Source organism: Paraburkholderia sp. SIMBA_054, from assembly GCF_046534875.1.
GTDB classification, from domain to species: domain Bacteria; phylum Pseudomonadota; class Gammaproteobacteria; order Burkholderiales; family Burkholderiaceae; genus Paraburkholderia; species Paraburkholderia hospita.
The window spans coordinates 15069-40393 of sequence record NZ_JAWRXV010000054.1 but is presented as its reverse complement, the minus strand read 5'-3'; the positions used below and the strand labels follow the sequence as shown (position 1 = coordinate 40393).

Here is a 25325-nt window from a genome sequence, read left to right as displayed (position 1 = left end):
TCTGACGGTACTGCTGTATGCAAAAGCCGGCACATTTGCCGGCTTTTTTTCATCTGTTTCGCGGAATGCGATTTTGCCTACGCCGCTCTGCTGACTGGTTGCGCGTCGTTGTTGCGATCACACTGAACGTGTTCATTTGATGGTTTACGTTTAACATGACACGTTATACACTTCCCGTGATCTCTACTTTTAATGACAAAGAAACTGCGGCCGTCTTCAACGGCGTATTCGTGCGGTCGCTGCCGCGCGAAGTACAGCTCGCCGCGCGCCGCAAGCTCCTGTTGATCGATGCCGCAGAGTGCATCAACGACATGTTCGTGCCACCCGGCAACCGGCTCGAACTGCTGCAAGGCGCGCGCAGCGGGCAATGGAGCATCCGTATCAACGCGCAGTGGCGCATCTGTTTCCAGTACATCGACGGCGACGCGCTCAATGTCGAGATCGTCGACTATCACTGAATCATGGGAAACCATCATGGTCATCAAACGCTCTGAACTCGAAAACCTCGACTTCTCCGACGTTTCCACCGGCGAGCGCATGCCTGAAGCAACGCCTGGCGACATCCTGCGCAGCGAATTTCTCGAACCGCTCGGCATGTCGGCCCACGCGCTGTCCATTGCGCTGCGCGTGCCCGCGCCGCGCATCAATGACATCGTGCGCGGCAAGCGGGCCATTTCGTCGGAAACCGCTTTGCGTCTGTCGTGCTTTTTCAACAATAGCCCGCTCTTCTGGCTCAACCTTCAGATCGCCTACGACCTGCGTGTCGCCATTGCGGAATCGGGCGAGCAGATTAAGCGCGAGATCGAGCCGCTGCCGCCGTCGCGCCGGCCAAAGCATTCGCAGTTGTCGCGCGAGCAGCTAAAAGCTGCCGAAGACGCAGCGGCCGCGACGCGCAGGGTCGCTGCCTCGCGTTGACGCATTCATCCCGTCGGAAGGCACGACGGGAACGCGACTTCGGACAGCGATTTTTTAAAGTCACGGAACCCGCACATCGAAAGGTTAAAATCAGGGAATTCCCAAGCCTCTCCGGAGTACTGCAATGTCTTTGCAACGTCGTACCACCCTTACGAAGTACCTGATCGAGCAGCAGCGCGAGAACAACAATCTGCCTGCCGATCTGCGCCTGCTGATCGAAGTCGTTGCGCGCGCGTGCAAGGCCATCAGCTATCACGTCAGCAAGGGCGCGCTCGGCGATGCGCTGGGCACGGCCGGCAGCGAGAACGTGCAGGGCGAAGTGCAGAAGAAGCTCGACATCCTGTCGAACGAAATTCTGCTCGAAGCCAACGAATGGGGCGGCAACCTGGCCGGCATGGCATCGGAAGAGATGGAACAGTTCTTCCCGATTCCCGCGAACTATCCGAAGGGCGAATACCTGCTCGTGTTCGACCCGCTCGACGGCTCGTCGAACATCGACGTCAACGTGTCGATCGGAACGATCTTCTCAGTGCTGCGCTGCCCTGACGGCCAGCAGCCGACGGAACAGTCGTTCCTGCAAAAAGGCACGCAGCAGGTCGCGGCGGGCTATGCAGTCTACGGCCCGCAAACCGTGCTGGTGCTGACCACGGGCAACGGCGTCAACTGCTTCACGCTCGACCGCGAGCTGGGCTCCTGGGTGCTCACGCAAAGCGACATGCGTATTCCTGTCGAGACGCGTGAGTACGCGATCAACGCGTCGAACCAGCGCCACTGGCTTGAGCCCGTGCAGCAGTACATCGGCGAACTGAACGCAGGCACGGACGGTCCGCGCCAGTCGGACTTCAACATGCGCTGGATCGCATCGATGGTCGCCGACGTGCACCGTATCCTGAACCGCGGCGGCATCTTCATGTATCCGGCCGACAAGCGCGATCCGTCGAAGCCCGGCAAGCTGCGCCTGATGTATGAAGCGAACCCGATGGCGTTCATCGTCGAGCAGGCTGGCGGCGCGGCGACCAACGGCGAGAAGCGCATCCTCGACATCCAGCCGAAGAGCTTGCATGAGCGCGTCGCGGTGTTCCTCGGCTCGAAGAACGAAGTCGATCGCGTGACCCGCTACCATCTCGAAAAGAAAAGTTGAGAAAAGCACTTGCGTACCGATACAGAGCACTCTATAATCTTGCTTCTTCGTTGCTGACGAACTAACGAAAGCAACAACGGGGCCGGAATAGCTCAGACGGTAGAGCAGCGCATTCGTAATGCGAAGGTCGGGGGTTCGATTCCTCTTTCCGGCACCAGCAGATTCAAAAAAAGCCCAGTCCTCGTGACTGGGCTTTTTGCTTTTCTCTTCCGCTCACGTGTGTCCTGCGTGCATAGCGCCGTTCATCCCAACACCGACCGCGCAATCACCGTCCGCTGAATCTCGGACGACCCTTCGTAGATACGCAAGATCCGCGCATCGCGCACGTAGCGCTCCAGTGGCATCTCGCGCGTGAAGCCGTAGCCACCATGCATCTGCAACGCCGCATCGGTGACAAACGCAACCATCTCCGACGCATAGAGCTTTGCCATCGACGCACTCTGCGTGAACGGCTCCCCCGCCGCGCGCTTCGCGGCCGCCTGCAAGGTCAGCAGCCATGCAGCTTCGAGCCGCGTCTTCATGTCGGCGATCGTCCATTGCAAACCTTGCCGGTTCGACAGCGGCTCGCCGCCAACCCGCCGCCCTTTCAGCCAGCCAATCGCCGCTGACAAGGCCGCCTCCGCAATTCCAATAGACGTTGCGGCCACATCGAGCCGGCTGTTGTCGAGCACTTTCATCGCTGTGCGAAAGCCGCTGCCTTCCGCGCCGAGCCGATTCACAGCGGGGACGAAGCAATCGAGCGCGACTTCGTGCGCCGGCGCGCCGCGAATGCCCATGAGTTTTTCGGCGGGCGCGACATCGACGCCCGGCATATGCCGGTCGACCACGAAAGCGCTGATCCCGCGCGTGCCCGCCTCGGGATCGGTCTTCGCATACACGACGATGAAACCGGCCGCATTGGCGTTCGAGATGAAGTGCTTCACGCCCGTGAGCCGGTAGCCGTCGCCTTCGCGCGTGGCGCGCGTCGCCATGTCGGCGGGATTGGAGCCCGCGCGCGGCTCGGTCAGCGCAAACGCGCCGAGCTTTTTACTGCTGGCCGCGTCGGGCAAATAGCGATCGCGTAACGCATCGTCGCCACCGATCAGGATCGAATCGGTTGCGAGATAGTGCGCGCCGATCATCGACGAAGTCGACGCGCAGGCCTTCGCGATCTCTACCAGCGACAGCACGAGCGCCACCGGCGATGCATCCACCCCGCCCCATCGCTCCGGCAGGTTCATGCCCATCACACCGAGTTCGGCGAGTTGTGCGACGTAACGCGTCGTCGGAAGCTCCTCTCGATCGACTTGCGCGGCGCGCGGCGCAAGTTCGCTTTGTGAGTAACGCGAGATCGCATCGGCAATCTCCAGGTCACTGTCTTCGATGCCCAGCCGCTTATGCATGATCTCGCTCCTCGTTACGATTGACATCGGTCGCACTGATTGCATGAACACCGAACGCGCCGCGCTCGCGCAACGACGCGATGTCGTCGGCGTCATAGCCGAGTTGCTGCAACAGCGCGTCTGCATGTTCGCCGAGCGCCGGCGCAGGCGACACGCAATTGGCCCCGTACGCGGAAAACTTCACCGGCTGCGACGGCATGCGCTTCGTATGTCCTCCGTCTCGCCGCACCTCGGTCAGCAAAGCGCGATGCGCAGCGTGATCGCTTTCCAGCGCCTCCTGAAGATTGCGAATCGGCGCGACGGGAATGCCCGCTGCGCCGAGAATGCGACTGACCTCATCAACGGTCAGCGCCGACGACCACGTCTCGATCGTCGCGCGCAAATCGGCTTCGTGACGGCAGCGTGATGCGTCGCTGGCGAAACGCGGATCGTCGGCGAGATGCGGTGCGCCGATTGCATGCGCAAAAGCCGAAAAGAGCTTGTTATTCAGCACCGCGACGACATAGAAACCATCAGCTGCCCGATACGCGCCGAACGGCGCCGACGACGGATGCCGGTTACCCACGCGGCGCGGCGCGATTCCCGTCGCGGCGTAGCGCGCGACGAGCGTCGCGCTCAGGCCGAGCGTCGCGTCGAACATCGACACGTCGACATGCGTGCCCTTGCCGCTCTTCTCGCGGCCGAGCAACGCAGCAAGCACGCCCCACGACGCGAACAGTCCGCTAACGACATCCGACACCGACTCGCCGATCATCGTCGGCGGGCCGTCGGGCGAACCCGTTGCGTCCATCAGCCCGCACATCGCCTGCAGGATGATGTCGTAGGCAGGGCGATGCGATTCGGGACCCGTCTGCCCGAAGCCCGAAACGCTCGCATACACGAGCGTTGGATTGGCGGCGCTCAAATCCGCGTAGCCGATGCCCAGCCTGTCCGCGACGCCCGGCCGGAAATTCTCGACGACGACATCGGCATCCGCGCACAACGCGCGCGCGAGTTCACGGCCCGCTTCCGTTTTCAGATCGAGCACGATGCTGCGCTTGTTGCGGTTCATCGCGGAGAACAGACCGCTCTCGCCGTCTGCCGCAAACGGGCCGACAGCACGATAGTCGTCGCCCGAAGGCGGCTCGATCTTGATCACATCAGCGCCCAGATCGCCGAGCAGCGCGGCGCAATACGGGCCGGCCAGCACGCGCGAGAAGTCGATTACGCGCAAGCCTTCGAGCGGCAAATTCGCATGTTGCATCGAATGCTCCTTTCAGCAGAGATGCAACGATTCTCGGCCGCACAGGCTATCAAGTAAAATATGGAATCAAACTAGCACCTATAGGATTTCCTGATGCGTGTCTCGTTGCGGCTTCTGCGTTATTTCACGGCGGCGGCCGAAACGGGCAGCACGACGGCGGCCGCAAAACTGCTGAACGTATCGCAGCCGTCCATTTCCGTCGCCATTCGCGAACTGGAAGCGCTGTTCGACGACACGCTGTTCACCCGCGAATCAGGCGCAAAGATGACGTTGACGCGCTTCGGCGTGCGCAAGCTGGCGGAGGCGCATCAACTGCTGAACGCCGCTGCGTCGTTCGAAGCCGACGACAGCGGCGACGCCGCAGCGGGCGAAGTGCAGATTGGCGTATTCAGCACGATCGCGCCTGTTTATCTGCCCGAATTGCTGCGCATCGCGCGCGCACGCTTCCCGGATCTGTCGATACGCTTCATCGAAGGCGATCTCTTGCAGCTCGAAGATGCGTTGCGCAGCAGCCGTATCGAACTCGCGCTGATGTACGACGTAGGCTTGCCCGCCGATATCGAGCGCGAATGTCTTGCGGAACTTCGTCCCTACGCGCTCGTGCCGGCGGAATCGAAGCTCGCGAAGAAAGCGGGCAGGCTGTCCCTGCATGACCTCGCGAAAGAGCCGCTGATCCTGATCGATCTGCCGCACAGCCGCGAGTTTCTGATGGCGCCGTTCTGGCAATGCGGGCTTGCACCCGAAGTGCGTTATCGGGCGACATCGCTGGCGCTCGTGCGCGGGATGGTGGCGAACGGGCTCGGCGTATCGCTGCTGATCACACAAGGCGATCAGGCCGCAACGTCAGGCGCGATCGAGCGGCCCATCCGCGAAGAGACCATTCGCCAGCCGCTCGTGATTGCGCGGCCCGCGCGCGCATCGCGCACGAAAGCATCGGAACTCGTCGCGCAATGCATGCGCGACGCAGTCAACCAGGCGTTGGCAAAACGCGCGGGACAAACGAACAAGGCGGCGGGCACGCGCCGCCGCACTGCGCCACCCACATAGCGCCCTAGCGATGCCAGGCGTCGAGCGTCGCGGGCTGCAACAACCCGCTCGACGCCTGGCGCGCGCCACGCGCGTCGATCAGCAGCGTGCGCGGCATCTCGCCGCGCCAGTTGGGGTCGAGCGCACGGCGCAGCTTCTCGGGGATCGCCTCGGCATTCGCGTAGAGCGCGGTTTGCGGCGGCAACGGCAACGTCGCGAGCACTTGCGACAGCGCGGCCGCGTTGTCGTCGATGGAATCCATCGCGATCATCGTCAGGCGTACGTCGCGATGCTTCTTCTGCCATTCGACGATGCGCGCCGTGTTCTCGCGGCAATAGCTGCAATCGAGCGACCAGATTTCGACGATCTGCGGCCTGCCTTGAGAAGCCGCAAGCACCGCGTCGACGTCGAGCGCGCGCAGCGGTTTGAGATCGACCGCCTGCGCGTTGAAAGCGATAGCGCACGCCGTCAGCGCCATGAAGATTCGCTTCATTTACTTCGCCTCCTCGACGGGCACGAGCATGTAGCCGTTGTTCTGCGTGCGCCACGACAGATAGACGCGGCCGGCGTCGTCGAGCAACTGCGGGTTGTCGCTGCCGCCCGCCGTCTGCGCGAGCGTCCGCGGCGCGCTCCAGTGCGCGCCTTCGTCGTCGGAGCGGCGCAGCATCAGGCGCATCGTGTCGCCGTCGAAATCCTTCCACGCGAGCCACAGCGTCTTGCCTTGACCGATCAACGCCGCGTGCGACGCCTGTTCGTCCGGCTTGCCCGTGTCGCCGAACGCCCACGGCTCGCCAATCGGCTTGCCGTCGGTGGACAGGCGCGAATAGTAGACTTCGGCGCGTCCATTGACGACGCTGAACCACGCCATGTGGCGCACGCCGTCCGGCGTGATCGCGAGCGCCGGGCCGTGCTCGGGGCAGGCTTCCATATGCCAGCCGGAGAATGTGGCGCGAATCGGCACAACGGGCTGCTGCGCGTCGACGGGCAGCACGGCGAGTGCGTGATCGCGGATCTGGCATTCGAACACGTTGCGCCACATGGCCTGCACGCGGCCTTCGCTGTCGAGCGCGAGAGCGATGCGGCAGCACTCGCACGTATGGTCGGCGACCTTGCGTTCGGGCTGGAACGTCTGCCCGCCATCCGTCGATACCGCGAAGTAGACGGCCGCGCCGTCGTACGGCTTGCCCGCCTTTTTTGCCAGCGTCAGATCGCGCTTGTCGATCCACGTAACGAAGAGGCGCCCTTGCCCGTCGACGATCAACGAATCGAAGCGATGCGTGATCGGCTGCCGGTCGCCGTGCACGGTGGCGGGCACGCTCCACGTCGCGCCGCCGTCCGTCGAGCGCGAGAAGCGGACCATGCCCGTGTACGGCGCGTCGAGCGGCATCGACCAGGTCACGTAGATCGTCGTTGCGTCGGGACTGGCGGCGATCTTCGGACGATTCTCGGCGCTCGTGTAGATCGGTTCCGGCATCGCGTTGACAGTAACGGGCGGCGACAGCGTGCGGCCCCGATCGTCCGAATGCGCAACCACGACGTGTTGCCCCTCGACCCACGCAACCCACAGGCGATGCTTCGCATCGAACGCGGCGCCAGTCGCGAGCGGCGTTTTCGCGGGCTTCGCCACGGCGGCGCCCATGTTTATGCCGCCCATGCCGTCCTTACCGCCCTTACTGCCCGCCATGTCCATCTGCATGCCATGCGCGGCGTGCGCGTCGCCCGATGCGTCATGCGCCATCAGCGGCTGCGTCAATGAGAAGCCAACGGCCCACACGGCCGCCCATTTTCTTAAAGCATCCATTTGAGTTCTCCGTAGAAGGTGCGGCCCGGATACGGGTGAAAGACGTAGTAGCGGCGGTCCGTCAGGTTGTCGATGCCAACCGACGCGAGCCAGTGCTTGCCGACCTGATAGCGCGCCTTCAGATCGATCACGAAGAACGAACTGGTGCCGCCGTAGACGTCGGGATTGATGTCGCTGTTGTCGAGCGTGTTGTACTGGCGGCCCGAGTAGCGCAGTCCCACGCTGCCCTGCCACTGCTGCGTGAAGTGGTAGTTCGCGAGCAGGTTGGCCCGCACCACGGGAATGCGCGGGAAGCGCTTGCCGACATACGACGGGTTCGCCGCGTCGGCGAGAATCTTCGAGTGGGTCGCCGTCACGTTCGCGTCGAGATCGAGCCCGTGCAGCAGCACGTTTTGTCCGGAGAATGCGAGTTCGACGCCGCGCACACGCACGCGGTCGACGTTCGAGATGTTCGTGACGGTCGTCGAACCGCTGACGGTCGTCTGACTGTAGATCGCGTCGCGCAGATCGCTCTGGAACACGCTGGCCCGCACGACGCCCACACCGACGTCGCGTTCCGCCGTGAAGTCCCAGTCGATCGCCTTTTCCGGCTTCAGCCCAGGATTGTTGTTGACGATCGCGTTGTTCGAGATCGTCCCCTGGAACAGCTCGGCGACGCTCGGAAAACGCGTACCCGTCGCAAACGACAGACGAAACAGCCAGTCTTGCGTCGCCTGCCATTGCACCGACGCTTTCGGCGACAGCGCGTTCGCGCTGCGGTCCGCGTAACCGAAGGTCGACGAGCCGTTGCCGAGCGCGCCGTCGTACGCGTCCCAGCGCTCGTAGCGCAGGCCGAGCGTCGCGAGCCAGCCGGGCGCGAATCGCCAGGCGTCCTGGCCGTACAGCCCCTGGGTGCGCGTGTCGCCGCGATAGGTGCTGGCGAGCGTCGACGGCGAGCCGTTCAGCCAGTCGGGCGTGTTGTACGTCTCGTTGCGCAGAAAGTAGTTGTCGAAGTGATAGCCGACCGTCAGCGCATGGCCCGCGTACAACGGCGATTCCGCTTTCAGGTCGAAGGTGCGCCAGCCCGTGCCGTCGCCGTAGAAGATCGTGCCGGGGCCGCCACCGTATGCCGCGGGCGGCGCAGTCGTCGACGAGCGCAGCGTGTCGCGCGACACGTCATACGCCGATACGATGCCCGACAGCTTCCAGCCCGAATCGAGCCGTCCGTTCAGCCCGAACGCGTAGAGCCAGTTCTCCTGATCGCCATTGGCGGGCGAGAACGCCGTCGGCGAGATCGTGTAGTTCTTCCCGCCGATCGTTACGTTGCCCGCATAGACGGGGTTGCCCGCGGCGTCCGTCAGAAACGTCTGCGCGCGGTCCTTGTAGTGGTTTTCCCAATGGCCGAGTGTGAGCGTCGCGTCGACGTGATCCGTGATCGCGTAGCCCATGCGCACGCTCTCGTTGATCTGCTCGGTGCGCTCCATCATCTGCGGACCGACGATCACGCGCGGCTGGCCGTTCGGGCCGATGTCCGTGGCCGCGCCCGTCACCGCGACGGGCGCGCCGAGCTTCGCGTTGTACGTGCTGTTGGGGCTCGCGTACTGCAGCGGCTGGCTGTTGTTCTCGAGGCGGTCGAGCGTCAGGGAATACCAGAAACGGCCGACGCGATCGGCGATATGCGCCGTCTCGTGATTGCCGCCGAAGTTCTTCGAGAAACCGTACGCGTCGTCGTAATGCTGCGTGAAAAGCTGCGTATCCAGCGACGCCTCGAGCTTCTCCGGCTTGCGCGTCGTGATCTGCACCGTCGAGCCGATCGAGTTGCCCGGATACAGCGCCGAGAACGGGCCATACAGCACTTCGACCTGCGCGATGTCGTCGGGCGCGATCAGCGACCAGCGCGGCGGATACGCGTAGCTCGAGCCCAGCAGGTTCGACAACAGCAGCCCGTCGGCATAGACGAGACCGCGCGCGCTTTGCAGTTCGTTGAAGTCGCGGCCGGCGAAGACCGAGTTGCGGTCGCCGGTGAAGCGCTTGCGCACCATCACGTTCGGCGCGTACTTGAGGGCGTCTTCCGTGTTGACGATATTGCGCGCGTCGATCTGCTCACGCGTGACGGTCTCGACGACGCCGGGCGTATCGGGCGCGAACGTCGGCGCGGTGCGCGCGGCTGTCACGCTGACGGCCTGCAATGTGTTGGCAGGTTCCGTCAACGAATTCGCGGAGCTGTTCGTTACAGAAGGATGGGAGACCGAAGTATCGGACGCGGAATGGTCGATGACGGCACGATCGGTCGTACTTTCGTCGGCCCAGGCGGGTTGAACGGCGAACACTGCCGCGCACGCGAGCGATAGCCGCGTGCGTGCGGACAGCGCAGCGGAAACGATGCGCATATGAGTCCTGTGGACATGATCGAAGGCGCCATGCCGACCCGGATGTCGCCGCACTGCGCCGCGTGAAGAACACGGGCGGACAGAGCACTCGGGACAAAGAGGCGCGCATGGCGGCCCGCCGCCCGCTACGTCATAACGACGTCAGACGCGGGCAAGCGGACTGGCTGAGACAGCTAGCTTCAGATCGACGGGACAGGTGGTGCGCGAGGCTGTGCGACGCGTACGCTGCGGCGCACAAAGACGGCCTCCGGCTCGATGGCTTGCGAGTACGCAAGCGTGCGGACGGAAGGCACAACGAACGGGACGCTGCTGCCAAGCGCGAAGTTGGCGGCAAAGCCCGGACAGTAGACACAGTGGGGAACGACGAGGTGCGTCTTCGACGTGTTGTCGTGCGAACCATCGAGATCGATGACGACGTTCTGCGCACCGGCTGCGTGACAAAGCTCGACGGATAGCGGGCCTTGAGCGCCCGGAGCACGCGCATAGCCGATGACAGGCGACAGTACATTGAGTACCAGCGCCAGCCATACGAGGCCGATCCAGCGTGTCGAACGTGTCATCGCGACTTGGAAAAAGTGAGCGCGCGCAGTATAGCAAGCGGCCGCGAGACAGTCTTTAGACGTACTGCAATACCGACAATCGTCAAATTTTAAACAAGGCGCTTCAATCCCTGGGAGCGTGTGCCGTTAAAGCAACAAAGAGCGCGCCAAAACATCGGCTGTATGCGGCAGCGCTGGTACGCCACGCGTGCTGAGGGACATAATGAATTCGTAAAGGAGAACCCATCATGGATAGCAGACCGCCAAAGATTCCGACCCCCGACAAGGTGCTCAGCCCGGATCCGGAACCTGCAGGCGTTGAGTTTCTGGTCGCGGAACTGCCCGAGCATGTTCGCGCGTTCTTTGACGAACAACGCAAGATGTGCGAGTCGAAGTAACGGTCGATCTGTGCATTGCAGCATCGGGGGTCGCGCAGCGGATGCATGCGCGTAGTGCTGATGCGCGTCTACACGCTTCATTGATTGACGCGTGGCGTTGGCGCGCGCCGATGTTCCGGCCTGGCTCAACGCTGATTTCGTTCTGCTGAGCGCCGCTGACGACGCGTCATTGTGTCGCGGGTTCGCGCGTCCGTTCGAGTTCGACACTCACCCCTCCTCTTCTTCGCTTTGCCTGCGCATGTTGCGCATGCATGGCGCATCTTCCCGCGCTTCGTCTATTCTTCTGTCTTTTCCTTTATCTCTTAGGCGGCCGCGTGCTGCATCAAGCTCAATGACCCGTCCGAATCTCATCGGCGCGCTTGGCGCGATCCTGTTCGCTTCAGCCCTCGCCTTCACGCCGGTATCCGCCCGCGCCGACGGCGACGACACCGCGCTGACGAATCTGATTGCACTCGTGTCGCAGCGACTGTCGCTTGCCGAGCCTGTCGCGCGTTACAAGTGGGCGCATCATCAGCCGATCACCGATACGCCGCGCGAGCAGGCCTTGCTCGCCGACGTCGAAAAGCGCGCAGCGCGCGCTGGCGTGGACCCGGCGTTCGCGCATGAGTTTTTCCAGGATCAGATCGATGCGAGCAAGGAAGTGCAGAACGCACTCTTCGACACGTGGCGCGCAAGCCGCCCGCCCGAAGGCGCGGCGCCGGATCTCGCGACGAGCCTCAGGCCACAGCTGGATAAGTTGACGCAATCGCTGATCACCGCGCTCGCGCGCGTTCAGACGCTGCGCGCGCAGGACGATTGCCCGACGCGCGTGGCGCGCGGCATCGACAACTGGAAGTCGCTCACTCGCTACGACAACACCCGCAATGCAGCGCTGACGCGCGCGCTCGGGCACGTGTGCGAATCGGGCGGTGTCGGAGCGACGGGCTAGGCTGCGTCGGCGGGCGCCGCTGCGAGGCTGGCGCCTGCCTCGGGCTGGACGGCCTGACGGCTGAGCGGCAGCACACTCAGGCCGCGTGCGAGATGCGACTGCAGAACGCGCCACGTCGATAGCTCGAACGCGCCAAGGACGCTCGCGGCGAGCAGCGTCGATGCCTCGGCCAGCGACGGCGCGTGTCCAAGATAGCGCCACTGATCCACGACATGGAACACGCGCGCCCCCTCGGCCGCGTCCCGCTCCTCGAACGCGATTGCGCCGTCGTAAGGCCAGGGGGCGTCAACGGGATCGGCGCGGCTCACGCGCGGCACGCGGTTATGCGGCGGGCGAAGCGCCGCGATCATTTGCGCTTCGGCAAGCAGCGCGCCGATTTCCCCGCCTGTGCCGCGCCACTCGACGCGGCGCACCTGCTGTGCGAGCTTCAACTCTTTCGACGAACGGCGCTCGCCCGTCAGATGCGTGCGCAGACGCTGGCGCACGCGCACGCTTCGTCCGACGTATAGCGGCGCGTCGTTCTCGCCATAGAACGCGTAGACGCCGCAGCCGGCAGGCGCGGTATCGAGCAGTTCTTCCGTGATATCACCCGCGATCCGGAACCGGCGCATGGTCTTGTCGATTTGCGCACGCAGCACCTCGACGGGAACGAGGCCGTGCAACCGCTGCCAGAACTGCCAGAGCAGATCGGCATCGGCAAGCGCGCGGTGCCGGTCCGACGGCACGAGCGCATGCCGTTCCACGAGCGCGTCGAGGCCGTGACGCTTTTCGGCAGGAAACAGCGCGCGCGAAAGACGCACGGTGCACAACATATCGGGATTGAACGTGAAGCCCACGCGCTGGAACTCGCTGCGCAAAAATCCACGGTCGAAGTTCGCGTTATGCGCAATGAAAAGCTTGCCGTCGAGCCGCGCGAAAAGATCGGCGGCAATCGACTCGAAGGTGGGCGCGCCGCGCACCATCGCGTTGGTGATGCCCGTCAACTGCTGGATGAAAGGCGGGATCGGCTGGCCGGGGTCAACGAGCGTGGTCCACGTGGACGCACCATCCGGCCCCAGTTCGACGACGCCGATTTCAGTGATCCGGTGATCGCCGACGGAACCACCCGTCGTTTCCAGGTCGACAAAAACAATCGGCACATCGAGGGCCGGTTCAAACAGAAGCAGTTCAGACATGTGAGGAAACTGTGCAATGCATAACTTTGCACAAGTATGCCCTATCGGCGGCGGCCGTTGCGCGGGCAATGTCGAACAGCGGGAAATGATGCACGATCGGTGAAGGGGCCGATGGGAATACGTTTATTCGACTGAGTGACCATAAATAAATCATCAATCAGGGATTACACGAATATGACATATTGATGTGCGGTCGAAAGAAACTGTCGGGCGTTTTCGAACAGCATTCTCCTTCGGACTGACTTGGGAGCGGATTAATTCTGGATTGCAGGCAATAAAAAACCCTCGTGAACGAGGGTTTATCCTGAGAGCCAGCGGCTCGGCCGCGTATTACAGCGGCTGGATGTTCGCAGCCTGCTTGCCCTTGGGTCCAGCCTTCACCTCGAACGACACGCGCTGGTTCTCCTTCAGCGACTTGAAGCCGTCCGCGCGGATTTCCGAGAAGTGCGCGAAGAGGTCCTCGCCGCCCGCGTCGGACGTGATGAAGCCGAAGCCCTTAGCATCGTTGAACCATTTGACGATACCAGTTTCCATGTTCCACTTTTCCTCAATTTGATAAGACAGGTAATGCCGTTAATGCCGATTACGATTCACGATTCCGCAAACCGTGAATATATGCGCGATGCACAATCAAGGTTTCGCCATCGGAAATCCAGCAAGGCATTTATAAGGGGAAGCGGATATAAGCGTCAAGCGGTTTCAAATCGAAAACTGGATGCACGTCAAATGCGCTGTTAAAGCGAACATAAAGTCAGGAATTATTCAGCTGGCTCATAATTCCAACCGGTCTGAATTGCCGATCTGACTTGTCTAACAATTAGATGTCAGAAAACTTTTCCGGTATGTAACAAAACGTGTCATTCGTAAGTGTTTTCACGACTTGTTAAGGTGAACTGTCAAACGCAAGATTTCAGCCAGCAGTTTGCAATCGGAGAAATGCCATGTTGTTCGATACCCTTCGCCGCATCGCCGCACAACTGTTGCCATCCACGAAGGGCGCACCGCTCTCCGAAACAGCTTCGCAACGCCCGTCCCTGCTGGAGTTCGACCCGATGTGGCACGGCGACCACTGGCAGAACCTGCTGTCATCCCCAATGGACGCGCGTCATTACGTGATCGAAGATTGGACCTTGACGCCGGGACTCGAACTCGCCCCGGTTAGCCCGGATGGAAAGCGTCAATAAGTCAACGCAGTAGCCGGAGGCAAAAAAGCAAAAAAAAGCGCGACTCTTGAGAAGTCGCGCCGACAAAGGTTTGGAGATCTTTTTCGTCAACGAAAAAGTCTGCTTCGAAAAGCAGAGATTTCAGTATAGCGCCCGTGGTGGATTTGATTAGCTTCGACTCTCGCAATCAACTATTGCAGAGCTGACAACAATCGCGATTCAGCGATTTTTGCGTTGTTTTTGCACGTCATTTCATGTCGTAATTGAACAACGCGCAAAGGTTGACACCTGGGGCTGGCACGAGCCAATCGGCCGCAAAGCCTTTATCAATAAGGCTTTAAGCCTCCATCTCGATAATTTCCTATCACGTAATACTTTATTGCTGATTTCGGAACGGCCATCGGGCGGGTCACGTCTCTACACTTTGCCTACCCGGAAACGAACGCACGTCGGTCACCGTGCGTTGTTCACGCGACCTTGCCTCTCGCAGCATTCGCGTGAAGTTTCCTTCAAGCCTGGGTTTCCAAAACCCATCCTGTTCTCGGAGTTACAAAGATGAAAAAGACTCTCATGGTCGCGGCCCTCTCGGGCGTTTTCGCAACCGCTGCGCACGCTCAAAGCAGCGTCACGCTGTACGGCCTGATCGACGCCGGCATCACGTATACCAACAACCAGGCAACTGCTCCGGGCCAAGGTCACAGCAACGTCCAGATGACGAGCGGCTCGGTGAACGGCAGCCGTTTCGGCCTGCGTGGCGCTGAAGACCTCGGCGGCGGCCTGAAGGCTATCTTCACGTTGGAAAACGGTTTCGGCATCAATGACGGCACGCTCAAGCAGCAAAGCCGTCTGTTCGGCCGTCAGGCGTTCGTTGGTCTGGCAAGCGAGCAGTTCGGCGCTGTGACCCTCGGCCGTCAATATGACAGCATGGTCGACTACGTTGGTCCGCTGTCGCTGACGGGCACGCAATACGGTGGCACGCAGTTCGCCCACCCGTTCGACAACGACAACCTGAACAACTCGTTCCGCGTCAACAACTCGGTCAAGTACCAGAGCGCGAACTACGCGGGCTTCAAGTTCGGCGCGTTGTACGGCTTCTCGAACCAGGCTGACGGCTTCTCGAACAACCGTGCATACAGCGCGGGTGCGTCGTACAGCTTCGCCGGCTTCAACTTCGCTGCTGCTTACCTGCAACTGAACAGCAACGGCGCGACGGGCTCAGCTGCTGCGTTTAACACCGGCGGCGCAGTCAACGGCGACAACACGTTCTTCGCTGGCCGCCAGCAAACGTGGGGCGCAGGCGGCAACTACACGTTCGGCCCGGCAACGGTCGGCCTCGTGTACTCGCAAACGAACCTGTCGAAGATGGCTGGCATCAACCAGGGCGCATCGGGCAACCAGGGCCTGCAGAACCGTTTCGGCGGCGACAGCGGTCACTTCCAGAACTACGAAGCGAACGCACGCTACGCTCTGACGCCGGCAATCAGCATCGCTGGCTCGTACACGTACACGAAGGCAAGCCTGGGTGGCGAGCACCCGCACTGGAACCAGTTCAACCTGCAAACGGCTTACGCGCTGTCGAAGCGTACCGACGTGTACCTGCAGGGCGAATACCAGCAAGTCAGCGAAAACTCGCTCGTCAACGCCAACATCAATGGCCTGAACGCGTCGGCGAACGAGAAGCAAGTTGCTGTGACGGCTGGTCTGCGTCACCGCTTCTAAGCATCAGCAGTACTTGCAGCATGAAAAAGGCGCCGCTTGCGGCGCCTTTTTTTCGTCCGGGCTTCGGCGTTCGGTCGAGCCCGCTTCCTGCGGCATTGGCCTACGCGTTCTCAGACGGGAGAGGACTCAAGCCTCCTCTTCTTCACGCGTCGGATACGCTACGTCGAGCACGTCGATCGGCTGCGGCCCGGCAGGCGTATGCAACGTCACCTGATCGCCGACCTTCGACTTCAGCAGCGCACGCGCGATAGGCGAAATCCAGCTGACGTGCCCTTCATCCAGATTCACCTCATCGATGCCCACGATCCTCACCGTATGCGTCTCGCCGTCTTCCGTCGCGTATTCGACGGTCGCACCGAAAAACACCTGATCCGTGTTTTCCTGGCGGCTGCTGTTCACGACTTCGGCGAGATCGATACGCTTGGTGAGAAAGCGGATACGCCGGTCGATCTCGCGCAGCCTCCGCTTGCCGTAGATGTAATCGCCGTTCTCCGAACGGTCGCCGTTCGACGCCGCCCACGACACCAGCTTCACCACTTCCGGCCGCGCCTCGTCGATCAGGTGCAGCAACTCGTCACGCAGTCGCCGGTAGCCGGCGGGCGTGATGTAGTTCTTCGCACCCGCGGGCATGTCGGGTTGCGCGGCTTCGAGATCGTCGTCGTTCTCGTCAGTCGATTCTTTGACAAAGGCTTTATTCATGGTGGTTCAGCATTGAAGCGGACATCCGCATCTCTAGCCTACATGATACGGCTGCTGTCACAAATTTCCCGGGCGCCCCTTCCCTTTTTCCGATACCTTGCTATAATCTCATTTCTGCGTGCGGCTGTAGCTCAGTTGGATAGAGTACTTGGCTACGAACCAAGGGGTCGTGGGTTCGAATCCTGCCAGCCGCGCCACTTTTTACGAGGGCCTTCCTCCGGGAAGGCCCTTTCGTTTCACCGGGGTGTACGCAAAGCAGCATGCGTTGCCCGAGCAGTTCAAGTTTAGCGTGCGGCTGTAGCTCAGTTGGATAGAGTACTTGGCTACGAACCAAGGGGTCGTGGGTTCGAATCCTGCCAGCCGCACCACCCATGAAGGGCCTTCCATCCGGAAGGCCCTTTGTCTTTTCCCTTCCTGCTTTTCTCTGTCAGCGGCGAGCGTTCTGGCGACAACGAACGGCCCGTCGCTTCAGCGCGGCGCCGACTTGATATCACCGATCTCGCCATCCGGTTTCGGCAGCTCGTTCTCGACGCCCAGCGCCGCCGTCTGCTCGCCGATCGGCGTCGCACGCGTGCCAAACAGCGACTGGGGCTGACGGAGAACATCGTCGACGGTATCGCCGAACTGGCTGCTCACGAACGCCCTCAGAAGCGCGATACGCAGCGATTCGCCATGCGCGGACACCGTCCGGTGGCCGCCCTCGAAGTCCGCGACGCAATGTGCCGCGCCGTCGCGCGTGCGCTCGCGCACTTCGAGCCGCTGCGCGCGCTCGAGCACGACGGCCGCCGCCTCCCATGACGTCGACGGCGTGAAGCGCCCATCCCACGGACGGCCACGATCGTTGCCGCGTATCGAGACGACGCGCCCGCTGTCGGTAAAGTAGATTTCGCGCACGAAGTCGTGCAGGCTGCGCGCGACCCAGTAGTCGAGCGCCAGATCGGAGAGATCAGCTACGTTCATCGCGTTGTTCCTGTGGACAGGCAAAGGCAGAGCGTCATCGTGCAAAACAAGTGCAAGCGACGCGCCCGCCTCCCAACTTCGATTTCAGTAATCGGCGCGCTCGCGGTCGATCCGCATGCCGCCGTCGTGATGACGATGCCCTTCTTCGCTCGGCCGTTCGCGCGCGATGCGCATCACGTCGAGATTGGTCCGCACGCGGCGCATCACGTTGGCCAGATGCACGCGGTCGCTGACCTGGATGACGAAGCGCAGCACCGTCGATTCCTGCGACTGGTCTTCGTCCATCGCAATGTGAACGATGTTCGCGTCGGCGGACGTGATATCCGCGGCAACGCGTGCGAACACGCCCTTCGTATTCTTGACCAGCACCTTGATCGCGACATCGAACAGGCGGCCCGGCTGCGGCGCCCATGCGACGTCGATCCAGCGGCCCGGATCACGCCGGTGAATGCGTTGCGCGACGCGGCAATCGGTAGTGTGAATCGCCATACCGAGGCCGATGCCGATGTAGCCCATGATGTCGTCGCCGGGAATCGGGCGGCAGCACGCCGACAACTGCACCGACATCCCTTCCGTGCCCGTGATGACCACGGGCGGCGCAGTCGACGTGCCATGCTCGCGCGGGTGGTCGTCGTCGCCGTCGTGACCCTCGCGGCCGTTCATCAGCACTTCGATCCGTTTGGCCATCACGGCCGCCACACGCCTACCAAGACCGATATCCGCGAAGATTTCCTGGCGGTTCTTGTTGCCCGTCCATAGCACGAGCTTGTCCCACACTTCCGGCGTGACGTCGGAGAGCGCGAGCCCATAGCCCTTGAGCGACTGATCGACGAGACGTTCGCCCAGCTGCACCGACTCGTTCAGGCGCATCGTCTTCAGATAGTGGCGGATCGCAGTGCGCGCCTTGCCGGTGCGCACGAAGCCGAGCCACGCGGGGTTCGGCTTCGAATACGGCGCCGTGATCACTTCGACGATATCGCCGCTCTTCAACTCGGTACGCAGCGGCAGCAGTTCATTGTTGATCTTCACCGCGACACACTGGTTGCCCAGGTCGCTGTGGATCGAATACGCGAAGTCGAGCGCCGTGGCGCCGCGCGGCAGCGCCATGATCTTCGACTTCGGCGTAAACACGTAGACGGCATCCGGGAAGAGGTCGATCTTCACGTGTTCGAGGAATTCACTCGAATCGCCGACTTCGCTCTGAATGTCGAGCAGCGACTTGAGCCACTGATGCGCGCGCTTCTGCACGTCGTTCAGATCGGCGCCGCCGTTCTTGTACAGCCAGTGCGCAGCGACGCCCGCTTCCGCGATCTCGTGCATCTTGCGCGTGCGCACCTGGAATTCGATCGGCGCGCCAAACGGGCCGACCAGCGTGGTGTGCAGCGACTGATAGCCGTTGACCTTCGGAATCGCGATGTAGTCCTTGAACTTGCCCGGCACCGGCTTGTAGAGCGCATGCAGCGCACCGAGGCAGGTGTAGCATTCGAGCGGATTCTCGACGACCACGCGGAAGCCGTACACATCGAGCACCTGCGAGAACGACAACTGCTTGTCGCGCATCTTCTTGTAGATGCTGAAGATGGTTTTCTCGCGGCCCGTCACTTCGGCGTCGAGCTTCGCGTCCGAAATTGCGCGCTGGACGGATTCGAGAATCTTGCCGACCACTTCGCGGCGATTGCCGCGCGCAGCCTTCACCGCTTTTTCCAGCGTCGCGTAACGGTGCGGATTGAAGTTCGCGAAGCTCAGGTCCTGCAGCTCGCGATAGGTATTGTTCAGGCCGAGCCGGTGCGCGATCGGCGCGTAGATATCGAGCGTTTCGCGCGCGACGCGGCGGCGCTTTTCCGGCGGCACGGCGCCGAGCGTACGCATGTTGTGAAGCCGGTCCGCGAGCTTCACGAGAATCACGCGCACGTCGCGCGCCATCGCGAGCAGCATCTTGCGGAAGTTCTCCGCCTGCGCTTCCTCGCGGCTGCGAAACTCCATCTTGTCCAGCTTCGACAACCCGTCGACCAGTTCTGCGACCTTCGGGCCGAACCGCTCCGCGAGTTCGGTCTTGGTCACGCCCTGATCTTCCATCACGTCGTGCAGCAGCGCCGCCATGATGGACTGCGCGTCGAGCTTCCAGGACGCGCACGTTTCCGCGACGGCAACCGGGTGCGTGATGTAGGGCTCGCCGCTTTGACGGTATTGCCCGAGGTGGGCTTCGTCGCTGAAGTGGAAGGCCGCCTTGACCTCTTTGATCTCTTCCGGGCTCAGGTAGTCCGAAAGCGCGGTAGTCAGCTTGGCGATGGAGACGACGTCATGCCGGCGCGGCTGCTCCGGCGTGGCGGTTGGTCCGAACAGATGGCGAAACGATTGTTCGAGGACCGCGTCGATGTACTTGCGTGCAGACGATGGCGAGTCGCTATCGTGTTCGTGGGCAGCGTGGTCCACTTCCGTTGCGGATGGCGAGGGGTCGGTGCTCATGGTCGCCTCCGTGTCGATAGTGCCGTCTGCACGCATTGGGTTGAGTTACATGACGATCAAACGTTGGAGCGTGCCTTAGACGGGCACCTTCTTCAGCATTTCGACGCCAACCTGGCCGGCCGCAATCTCACGCAACGCGACCACGGTGGGCTTGTCGCGGCTTTCGATTTTCGGCGTGTGGCCTTGAGCGAGCTGACGTGCGCGATAGGTCGCAGCAAGCGCCAGTTCAAAGCGATTCGGGATCTGTTTCAGACAGTCTTCGACGGTAATGCGGGCCATGTTGAAAATTCCTTCTCTGTATGTTGGTTATTCTACCTTATGTCCTTCCGACCTCGCCCGTATCACGCGTGCGGCAAGTGAATGCCGAGCTGCATGAAGAGGTCCGTGTGGCGCGCGTATTGCGATGCGAAGCGCGAGCGCGTCGCCGACACGAGGCATTGCAGTTCAGCCAGCGCGCGATCGAAGTTTTCGTTGATCACGACATACTCCGCTTCCGCCGCGTGCGCCATCTCGCTGCCCGCTGCGAGAAGACGTCGCGTGATCACGTTCGGCTCGTCCTGGCCGCGCTTCTTCAGACGCTCTTCGAGCGCTTCGAGCGACGGCGGCAAAATGAAAATCTCGACGGCATTGCGGAACTGCTTCTTCACCTGCTGCGCGCCCTGCCAGTCGATTTCGAGCAGCACGTCATGGCCGCTTTTCATCTGCTCTTCGATCCACACACGCGAGGTCGCGTAGTAGTTGCCGTGCACTTCCGCGCTTTCGAGGAACTCGCCCGCGTCGTGACGCTGGAGAAAATCTTCGATGGTCGTGAAGTGATAGTGCTCGCCGTCCTGCTCCTTCGGACGCGGCGGGCGCGTGGTGTACGAAATCGACAGACGGATCGCCGGGTCGCGCGCGAGCAGCGCGTTGACGAGCGTCGACTTGCCGGCGCCCGACGGCGCGACAACCATGAACAGGTTGCCGGGATAGACGCCTGCGTACGGATTGCGCGGTGCGCTGCTTTCGCGTTTGGTTTCGGTCATGCTGGTGAGACTCCCCTATTACTCCAGGTTTTGTACTTGTTCGCGCATCTGTTCGATGAGCAGCTTGAGCGTCATCGAAGAATCTGCAAGTTCCTTCGCGGCCGCTTTCGAGCCCAGCGTGTTCGCTTCGCGGTTCAGCTCCTGCATCATGAAGTCCAGACGCTTGCCGACCTTGCCGCCCTTTTGAATCACGTGGCGCGTTTCGTTCAGGTGCGCGGTGAGGCGCGACAGTTCTTCCGCGATGTCGATACGAATTCCGTACATCGTCACTTCCTGACGGATGCGCTCGGCGATCTCTTCGCGCGACACGATCGTCGCCGACTGGTCGGGCGCGGCGATGCCAAGCGCTTCCTGCAAACGCTCGACGATCTTCTGCTGATGCTTCGCGATCAACTCCGGCACGAGCGGCGTGATCTTCGTGACGATGGCTTCCATCTCGCTGACGTTGTTCAGCAGCATCGTCGCGAGTTGCGCGCCTTCGCGGCCGCGCACATCGATCAGATCGCCGATTGCCTGCTTGCCGCATTCGAGCACGGCATCGCGCAGCACTTCCGGAGACACGCCGCTCTCGGCCAGTACGCCCGGCCAGCGCAGGATTTCGCCCGTGCGCAGACGGCCCGCTTCAGGAAACGCCGCGAGCACCGACCGCTCGAGCAAGGCAAGCTGTTGCAGCGCGTCGCGATTGACCGCGCCTGCGTTCGCCGACTGCTCGCTGCGCTGCAGGTTGATACGGATATCGACCTTGCCGCGCGACAGCTTGCTCATCAGCATTTCGCGCAGCGTCGGCTCGCAGACACGCACGTCTTCCGGCATCCGGAAGTTGAGATCGAGAAAGCGCGAGTTCACCGTGCGCAATTCGACGGATACGCTGATGCCGCCGTTGCCCGTTGCCGCTGCGAGTTCGCGCGTGGCGCTCGCATAGCCAGTCATACTGTAGATCATGATAGGTCTCGCGATTGTGGTCGCGCGAACATCACATCGCACGACCAGGGATTCGAGTCGCCCGGCGTTTACGAGACGCGAGGCGGGGAACGCGCATTATCCCATCTTTACCGGCGACACCTGCCGGAAGCGGCTTTCGGGTAAGCCCGGGCAGACGGCTTTCGTGACGCGTTGGCCGGCGAGCTGCCAGGCAGCGCTCCCGGCGCGGCGCATCGGGTTGAAGCGCACGGGCGGCGGCGGCGCGATCGGCGGTAAAATTGCGGTTTCCTTCCGCCCTCTCTTCCCCTTCATTCCCTTCAATTCCGACGATGAACGACATCACGAAACGCCCCAGCGGCCGCGCCGCCGATCAGCTGCGCGACGTGCGCATCACGCGCCATTACACGAAGCACGCGGAAGGCTCCGTGCTGGTCGAATTCGGCGACACCAAGGTGATCTGCACGGCGAGCGTCGCCGAAAGCGTGCCCGGGTTTCTGCGCGACCGCGGCCAGGGATGGTTGACGGCCGAATACGGCATGCTGCCGCGCGCGACGCACACGCGCAGCGACCGCGAAGCCGCGCGCGGCAAGCAGACGGGCCGCACGCAGGAAATCCAGCGTTTGATCGGCCGCGCGCTGCGCTCGGTGTTCGATCTCGAACGGCTCGGCGCGCGCACGATCAATATCGATTGCGACGTGATCCAGGCCGACGGCGGCACCCGCACGGCGAGCATCACGGGCGCGTTCGTCGCCGCGCACGACGCCGTCGCGAAGCTGCTCGCAACGGGCCGCATCGAAGCGTCGCCGATCAACGATTACGTCGCGGCCATTTCCGTCGGCGTGTTCGACGGCCTGCCCGTGCTCGACCTCGACTACGACGAAGACTCGCAGTGCGACACCGACATGAACGTCGTGATGACGGGCGACGGCGGCTTCGTCGAAATCCAGGGGACGGCGGAAGGCGTGCCGTTTTCACGCGATGAGATGAACAAGCTGCTCGATCTCGCGCAAGGCGGCATCAGGACGCTGATCGAGAAGCAAAAGGAAGCATTGGAGTTGAAGGGTGACTGATCGAAAAGACAACCCGCTGGGCAGGATCGTGCTCGCGTCGAACAACGCGGGCAAACTGCGCGAGTTCGCGGCGCTGTTCGGCACGGCGGGTATCGAGCTGATCCCGCAAGGCGCGCTGAACGTGCCGGAGGCGGAAGAGCCGCATCCGACCTTCGTCGAGAACGCGCTGACAAAGGCGCGTCACGCATCGAAGCTGACGGGCCTGCCCGCAATCGCCGACGATTCCGGCCTGTGCGTGCGCATATTGCGCGGCGCGCCTGGCGTTTATTCGGCGCGTTATGCGCAACTCGCGGGCGGTGAGAAAAGCGACGCGGCGAACAACGCGCACCTCGTCGAGCAACTGAAGGGCGTGAGCGACCGGCGCGCGTACTACTTCTGCGTGCTCGCGCTCGTGCGCCATGCCGACGACCCCGAGCCGCTGATCGCCGAAGGCCGCTGGCACGGCGAGATGCTCGATGCGCCGCGCGGCGCGAACGGCTTCGGCTACGACCCGTACTTCTTTTTGCCGGCGCTGAACGCGACAGCGGCCGAACTCGAGCCTGCCGTGAAGAACGCGAGCAGCCATCGCGCGATTGCGTTGCAACAGCTGTTCGCGCGGCTGAAGGAGGAAGCGTGAGCCACGCATCAACGACGGGAGCCGGCGTCATCAAGGCGTTCACGTCGCCCGGCAGCATCCGTTTGACATCGCTGCCGCCGCTCGCTCTTTATGTGCACTTTCCGTGGTGCGTGCGCAAGTGTCCGTACTGCGACTTCAACTCGCACGAGTCGAAAGGCGGCGCGTTTCCCGAAGACGATTACCTCGACGCGCTGCGCAGCGATCTCGAACAGGCGCTGCCGCTCGTGTGGGGACGGCAGGTGCATACGGTGTTCATCGGCGGCGGGACGCCGAGTCTGATGTCGGCGAAGGGGCTCGATCGCCTCTTGTCCGACGTGCGCGCGCTGCTGCCGCTCGATGCCGACGCCGAAATCACGCTCGAAGCGAATCCCGGCACGTTCGAAGCCGACAAGTTCGCGCAGTTTCGCGCGAGCGGCGTGAACCGGTTGTCGGTTGGCATCCAGAGCTTCAACGAGACGCATCTGAAGGCGCTCGGCCGCATTCACGATGCGACGCAGGCGCGCCATGCCGTCGAGGTTGCCGCGACGACGTTCGATAACTTCAATCTCGACCTGATGTTCGCGCTGCCGAAGCAGACTTTGGCGGAGTGTCAGGCCGATATCGAAACGGCGCTGTCGTTCGCGCCGCCGCATCTGTCGCTGTATCACCTGACGCTCGAACCGAACACGCTGTTCGCGAAGTTTCCGCCGCCGCTGCCCGACGACGATTCGTCCGCCGATATGCAGGACTGGATTCACGAACGCACGCGCGAAGCGGGCTATGAGCGGTATGAGGTGTCGGCGTATGCGAAGCCGCATCGGCAGAGCAAGCACAACCTGAACTATTGGCGCTTCGGCGACTATCTCGGCATCGGCGCGGGCGCGCATACGAAGCTGTCGTTTCCGAACCGCATCCTGCGGCAGATGCGCTACAAGCATCCCGCGTCGTTTATAGAAGAGGCGCGTTCGGGCAATGCCGTGCAGGAAGAACATGAAGTCGGCACGCGCGATCTGCCGTTCGAATTCATGCTGAACGCGCTGCGGCTGGTGGAAGGGTTTCCGGTGCATCGGTTCATCGAGCGCACAGGTCTGCCGATGACATCGATCGAGCCGGCTTTGCAGGAAGCGGAGCGTCGCGGGCTGATCACGCGCGACTACGAAAAGATCGCGCCGACGCCGCTCGGCCAGGCATTCCTCAACGATCTTCAGGAGCTGTTTTTGAAGGATTCGTGAGCGGGTTCGTGGTTTGTTGCCCGAGGGCCTGGCGTTCCAGGTTACAATTTCGGGCTCGGAGGGTTGGCAGAGCGGTTGAATGCACCGGTCTTGAAAACCGGCGAGGCTTTACGGCCTCCGTGGGTTCGAATCCCACACCCTCCGCCAGTTTTTTTCTTCAGCTTGCCTGCGACTCTATCTCCAAAGAGTCAAACTCAACGACAAGTTCCGCCCCGCACGTTGAGAAAACCTGCGCCACGATCCCCGGCTGGCCATCGGTCCATCGTTCAGCCTTCGCGAGTATCTGCTGCGCTTTCTCAAATCGCGACGTTCCTGGCTCAACGATCTCGATCGCATAGACGATATTCTGAGGCCCGAGATTTTCGAGCAGGCATCGATTCGTCCCAACGAACGACACCGATGCTCGTTGATCTTGCAGGTACAGGCCGAGCGTCAGCGTCTCTCGCTCTATCGATAAATGGATTGTGTCCATGTACCAATCGTGAAAATGGTTGAAGGCACTCAGGTTGTCCATGTGGAGCTTTACGAAGCGAGAATCGAAACAGGATCGCGCATTACCAG

The 25325-nt window shown here is 62.1% G+C and carries 26 protein-coding genes and 4 tRNA genes; 15 read left to right on the top strand and 15 right to left on the bottom strand.

Features of this window, described 5'->3' with window-relative positions; translation table 11 throughout:
* Positions 1-155: 155 nt before the first annotated feature.
* The 4 genes from SB822_RS41860 (at position 156) to SB822_RS41845 (ending at position 2213) form a co-directional block, all read left to right on the top strand.
* The gene (locus SB822_RS41860; RefSeq protein WP_007744150.1) at positions 156-458 is read left to right on the top strand and encodes a type II toxin-antitoxin system RelE/ParE family toxin; all 303 of its coding nucleotides are present in this window, start codon (positions 156-158) and stop codon (positions 456-458) included.
* A gap of 16 nt (positions 459-474) precedes the next feature.
* Positions 475-915 carry a HigA family addiction module antitoxin gene (locus SB822_RS41855; RefSeq protein ID WP_007744152.1) on the top strand — a complete coding sequence of 147 codons (441 nt, stop codon included), beginning with the start codon at positions 475-477 and terminating at the stop codon, positions 913-915.
* Between the two features lie 124 nt (positions 916-1039).
* Entirely contained in the window at positions 1040-2056 is a 1017-nt protein-coding gene (locus tag SB822_RS41850; RefSeq protein ID WP_007578138.1) for a class 1 fructose-bisphosphatase, read from the top strand.
* Between the two features lie 81 nt (positions 2057-2137).
* Positions 2138-2213: transfer RNA gene (locus tag SB822_RS41845), tRNA-Thr, on the top strand.
* 85 nt (positions 2214-2298) lie between these two features.
* On the opposite strand, the gene SB822_RS41840 is transcribed toward SB822_RS41845, so the two are convergent.
* Positions 2299-3438: an acyl-CoA dehydrogenase family protein gene (locus SB822_RS41840; RefSeq protein ID WP_090838054.1), complete on the bottom strand. Its 1140-nt coding sequence runs from the start codon at positions 3436-3438 to the stop codon at positions 2299-2301.
* Entirely contained in the window at positions 3431-4681 is a 1251-nt protein-coding gene (locus tag SB822_RS41835; RefSeq protein ID WP_090838056.1) for a CaiB/BaiF CoA transferase family protein, read from the bottom strand. Before SB822_RS41835 ends, SB822_RS41840 begins: the two co-directional genes overlap by 8 nt.
* A gap of 93 nt (positions 4682-4774) precedes the next feature.
* On the opposite strand from SB822_RS41835, the gene SB822_RS41830 reads away from it, so the two are divergent.
* Entirely contained in the window at positions 4775-5728 is a 954-nt protein-coding gene (locus SB822_RS41830) for a LysR family transcriptional regulator (protein WP_090838058.1), read from the top strand.
* 4 nt (positions 5729-5732) lie between these two features.
* Here the strand turns inward: SB822_RS41830 and SB822_RS41825 are convergent, their stop codons facing one another.
* From SB822_RS41825 to SB822_RS41810, 4 genes are all read right to left on the bottom strand, one after another.
* Positions 5733-6200: a TlpA disulfide reductase family protein gene (locus tag SB822_RS41825; protein ID WP_090838060.1), complete on the bottom strand. Its 468-nt coding sequence runs from the start codon at positions 6198-6200 to the stop codon at positions 5733-5735.
* The gene (locus SB822_RS41820) at positions 6201-7445 is read right to left on the bottom strand and encodes a sialidase family protein (RefSeq protein ID WP_407671759.1); all 1245 of its coding nucleotides are present in this window, start codon (positions 7443-7445) and stop codon (positions 6201-6203) included. It lies immediately after the preceding gene.
* Between the two features lie 50 nt (positions 7446-7495).
* Positions 7496-9877, bottom strand: coding sequence for a TonB-dependent receptor (locus SB822_RS41815; RefSeq protein ID WP_090838064.1), 2382 nt, complete (start codon positions 9875-9877; stop codon positions 7496-7498).
* A gap of 179 nt (positions 9878-10056) precedes the next feature.
* Positions 10057-10437, bottom strand: a complete 381-nt coding sequence (locus SB822_RS41810; protein WP_090838066.1) for a DUF2946 domain-containing protein — start codon at positions 10435-10437, stop codon at positions 10057-10059.
* 227 nt (positions 10438-10664) lie between these two features.
* Between SB822_RS41810 and SB822_RS41805 the strand changes: the two genes are divergently transcribed.
* Positions 10665-10814 carry a hypothetical protein gene (locus SB822_RS41805; protein WP_007578152.1) on the top strand — a complete coding sequence of 50 codons (150 nt, stop codon included), beginning with the start codon at positions 10665-10667 and terminating at the stop codon, positions 10812-10814.
* Between the two features lie 331 nt (positions 10815-11145).
* Complete coding sequence (locus tag SB822_RS41800) at positions 11146-11742, top strand: chorismate mutase (protein WP_007733478.1); 597 nt, start codon at positions 11146-11148, stop codon at positions 11740-11742.
* Here SB822_RS41800 and SB822_RS41795 read toward each other — a convergent pair.
* A complete protein-coding gene (locus SB822_RS41795) occupies positions 11739-12917 on the bottom strand; it encodes an exonuclease domain-containing protein (RefSeq protein ID WP_090838068.1) in 1179 nt (392 codons plus the stop codon). The two genes, SB822_RS41800 and SB822_RS41795, sit on opposite strands and share 4 nt — an antisense overlap.
* 330 nt (positions 12918-13247) lie before the next feature.
* A complete protein-coding gene (locus SB822_RS41790) occupies positions 13248-13451 on the bottom strand; it encodes a cold-shock protein (protein ID WP_007578158.1) in 204 nt (67 codons plus the stop codon).
* Positions 13452-13858: 407 nt separating this feature from the next.
* On the opposite strand from SB822_RS41790, the gene SB822_RS41785 reads away from it, so the two are divergent.
* Together SB822_RS41785 and SB822_RS41780 are read left to right on the top strand one after the other, a co-directional pair.
* A complete protein-coding gene (locus tag SB822_RS41785) occupies positions 13859-14101 on the top strand; it encodes a hypothetical protein (protein WP_410857451.1) in 243 nt (80 codons plus the stop codon).
* 534 nt (positions 14102-14635) lie between these two features.
* Entirely contained in the window at positions 14636-15799 is a 1164-nt protein-coding gene (locus SB822_RS41780) for a porin (RefSeq protein ID WP_007578162.1), read from the top strand.
* Positions 15800-15925: 126 nt separating this feature from the next.
* On the opposite strand, the gene greB is transcribed toward SB822_RS41780, so the two are convergent.
* The gene (gene greB, locus SB822_RS41775; protein ID WP_007733481.1) at positions 15926-16498 is read right to left on the bottom strand and encodes a transcription elongation factor GreB; all 573 of its coding nucleotides are present in this window, start codon (positions 16496-16498) and stop codon (positions 15926-15928) included.
* Positions 16499-16618: 120 nt separating this feature from the next.
* Between greB and SB822_RS41770 the strand changes: the two genes are divergently transcribed.
* Both SB822_RS41770 and SB822_RS41765 read left to right on the top strand, forming a co-directional pair.
* A tRNA-Arg gene (locus tag SB822_RS41770) sits at positions 16619-16695 on the top strand.
* Positions 16696-16789: 94 nt separating this feature from the next.
* A tRNA-Arg gene (locus SB822_RS41765) sits at positions 16790-16866 on the top strand.
* 100 nt (positions 16867-16966) lie between these two features.
* Here the strand turns inward: SB822_RS41765 and SB822_RS41760 are convergent.
* The 5 genes from SB822_RS41760 to SB822_RS41740 form a co-directional block, all read right to left on the bottom strand.
* The gene (locus SB822_RS41760; RefSeq protein ID WP_007578166.1) at positions 16967-17458 is read right to left on the bottom strand and encodes a phage protein NinX family protein; all 492 of its coding nucleotides are present in this window, start codon (positions 17456-17458) and stop codon (positions 16967-16969) included.
* 84 nt (positions 17459-17542) lie between these two features.
* Complete coding sequence (locus tag SB822_RS41755; RefSeq protein ID WP_007578168.1) at positions 17543-19924, bottom strand: RelA/SpoT family protein; 2382 nt, start codon at positions 19922-19924, stop codon at positions 17543-17545.
* A 75-nt stretch (positions 19925-19999) separates the two neighbouring features.
* Positions 20000-20203 carry a DNA-directed RNA polymerase subunit omega gene (gene rpoZ / locus SB822_RS41750; protein WP_006025620.1) on the bottom strand — a complete coding sequence of 68 codons (204 nt, stop codon included), beginning with the start codon at positions 20201-20203 and terminating at the stop codon, positions 20000-20002.
* A 62-nt stretch (positions 20204-20265) separates the two neighbouring features.
* Positions 20266-20946: a guanylate kinase gene (gmk, locus tag SB822_RS41745; protein ID WP_007578256.1), complete on the bottom strand. Its 681-nt coding sequence runs from the start codon at positions 20944-20946 to the stop codon at positions 20266-20268.
* A gap of 18 nt (positions 20947-20964) precedes the next feature.
* Complete coding sequence (locus SB822_RS41740; RefSeq protein ID WP_007578258.1) at positions 20965-21888, bottom strand: YicC/YloC family endoribonuclease; 924 nt, start codon at positions 21886-21888, stop codon at positions 20965-20967.
* A 308-nt stretch (positions 21889-22196) separates the two neighbouring features.
* On the opposite strand from SB822_RS41740, the gene rph reads away from it, so the two are divergent.
* From rph to SB822_RS41720, 4 genes are all read left to right on the top strand, one after another.
* On the top strand, positions 22197-22937 hold the full coding sequence (gene rph / locus SB822_RS41735; RefSeq protein ID WP_090838075.1) for a ribonuclease PH: 741 nt from the start codon (positions 22197-22199) through the stop codon (positions 22935-22937).
* On the top strand, positions 22930-23553 hold the full coding sequence (rdgB, locus tag SB822_RS41730) for an RdgB/HAM1 family non-canonical purine NTP pyrophosphatase (protein ID WP_007578263.1): 624 nt from the start codon (positions 22930-22932) through the stop codon (positions 23551-23553). Before rph ends, rdgB begins: the two co-directional genes overlap by 8 nt.
* Entirely contained in the window at positions 23550-24764 is a 1215-nt protein-coding gene (gene hemW, locus SB822_RS41725) for a radical SAM family heme chaperone HemW (protein ID WP_090838077.1), read from the top strand. Before rdgB ends, hemW begins: the two co-directional genes overlap by 4 nt.
* 57 nt (positions 24765-24821) lie before the next feature.
* Positions 24822-24911 (top strand) — tRNA-Ser (locus tag SB822_RS41720).
* A 10-nt stretch (positions 24912-24921) separates the two neighbouring features.
* Here the strand turns inward: SB822_RS41720 and SB822_RS41715 are convergent.
* A complete protein-coding gene (locus SB822_RS41715) occupies positions 24922-25278 on the bottom strand; it encodes a hypothetical protein (protein WP_090838079.1) in 357 nt (118 codons plus the stop codon).
* Positions 25279-25325 lie beyond the last annotated feature (47 nt).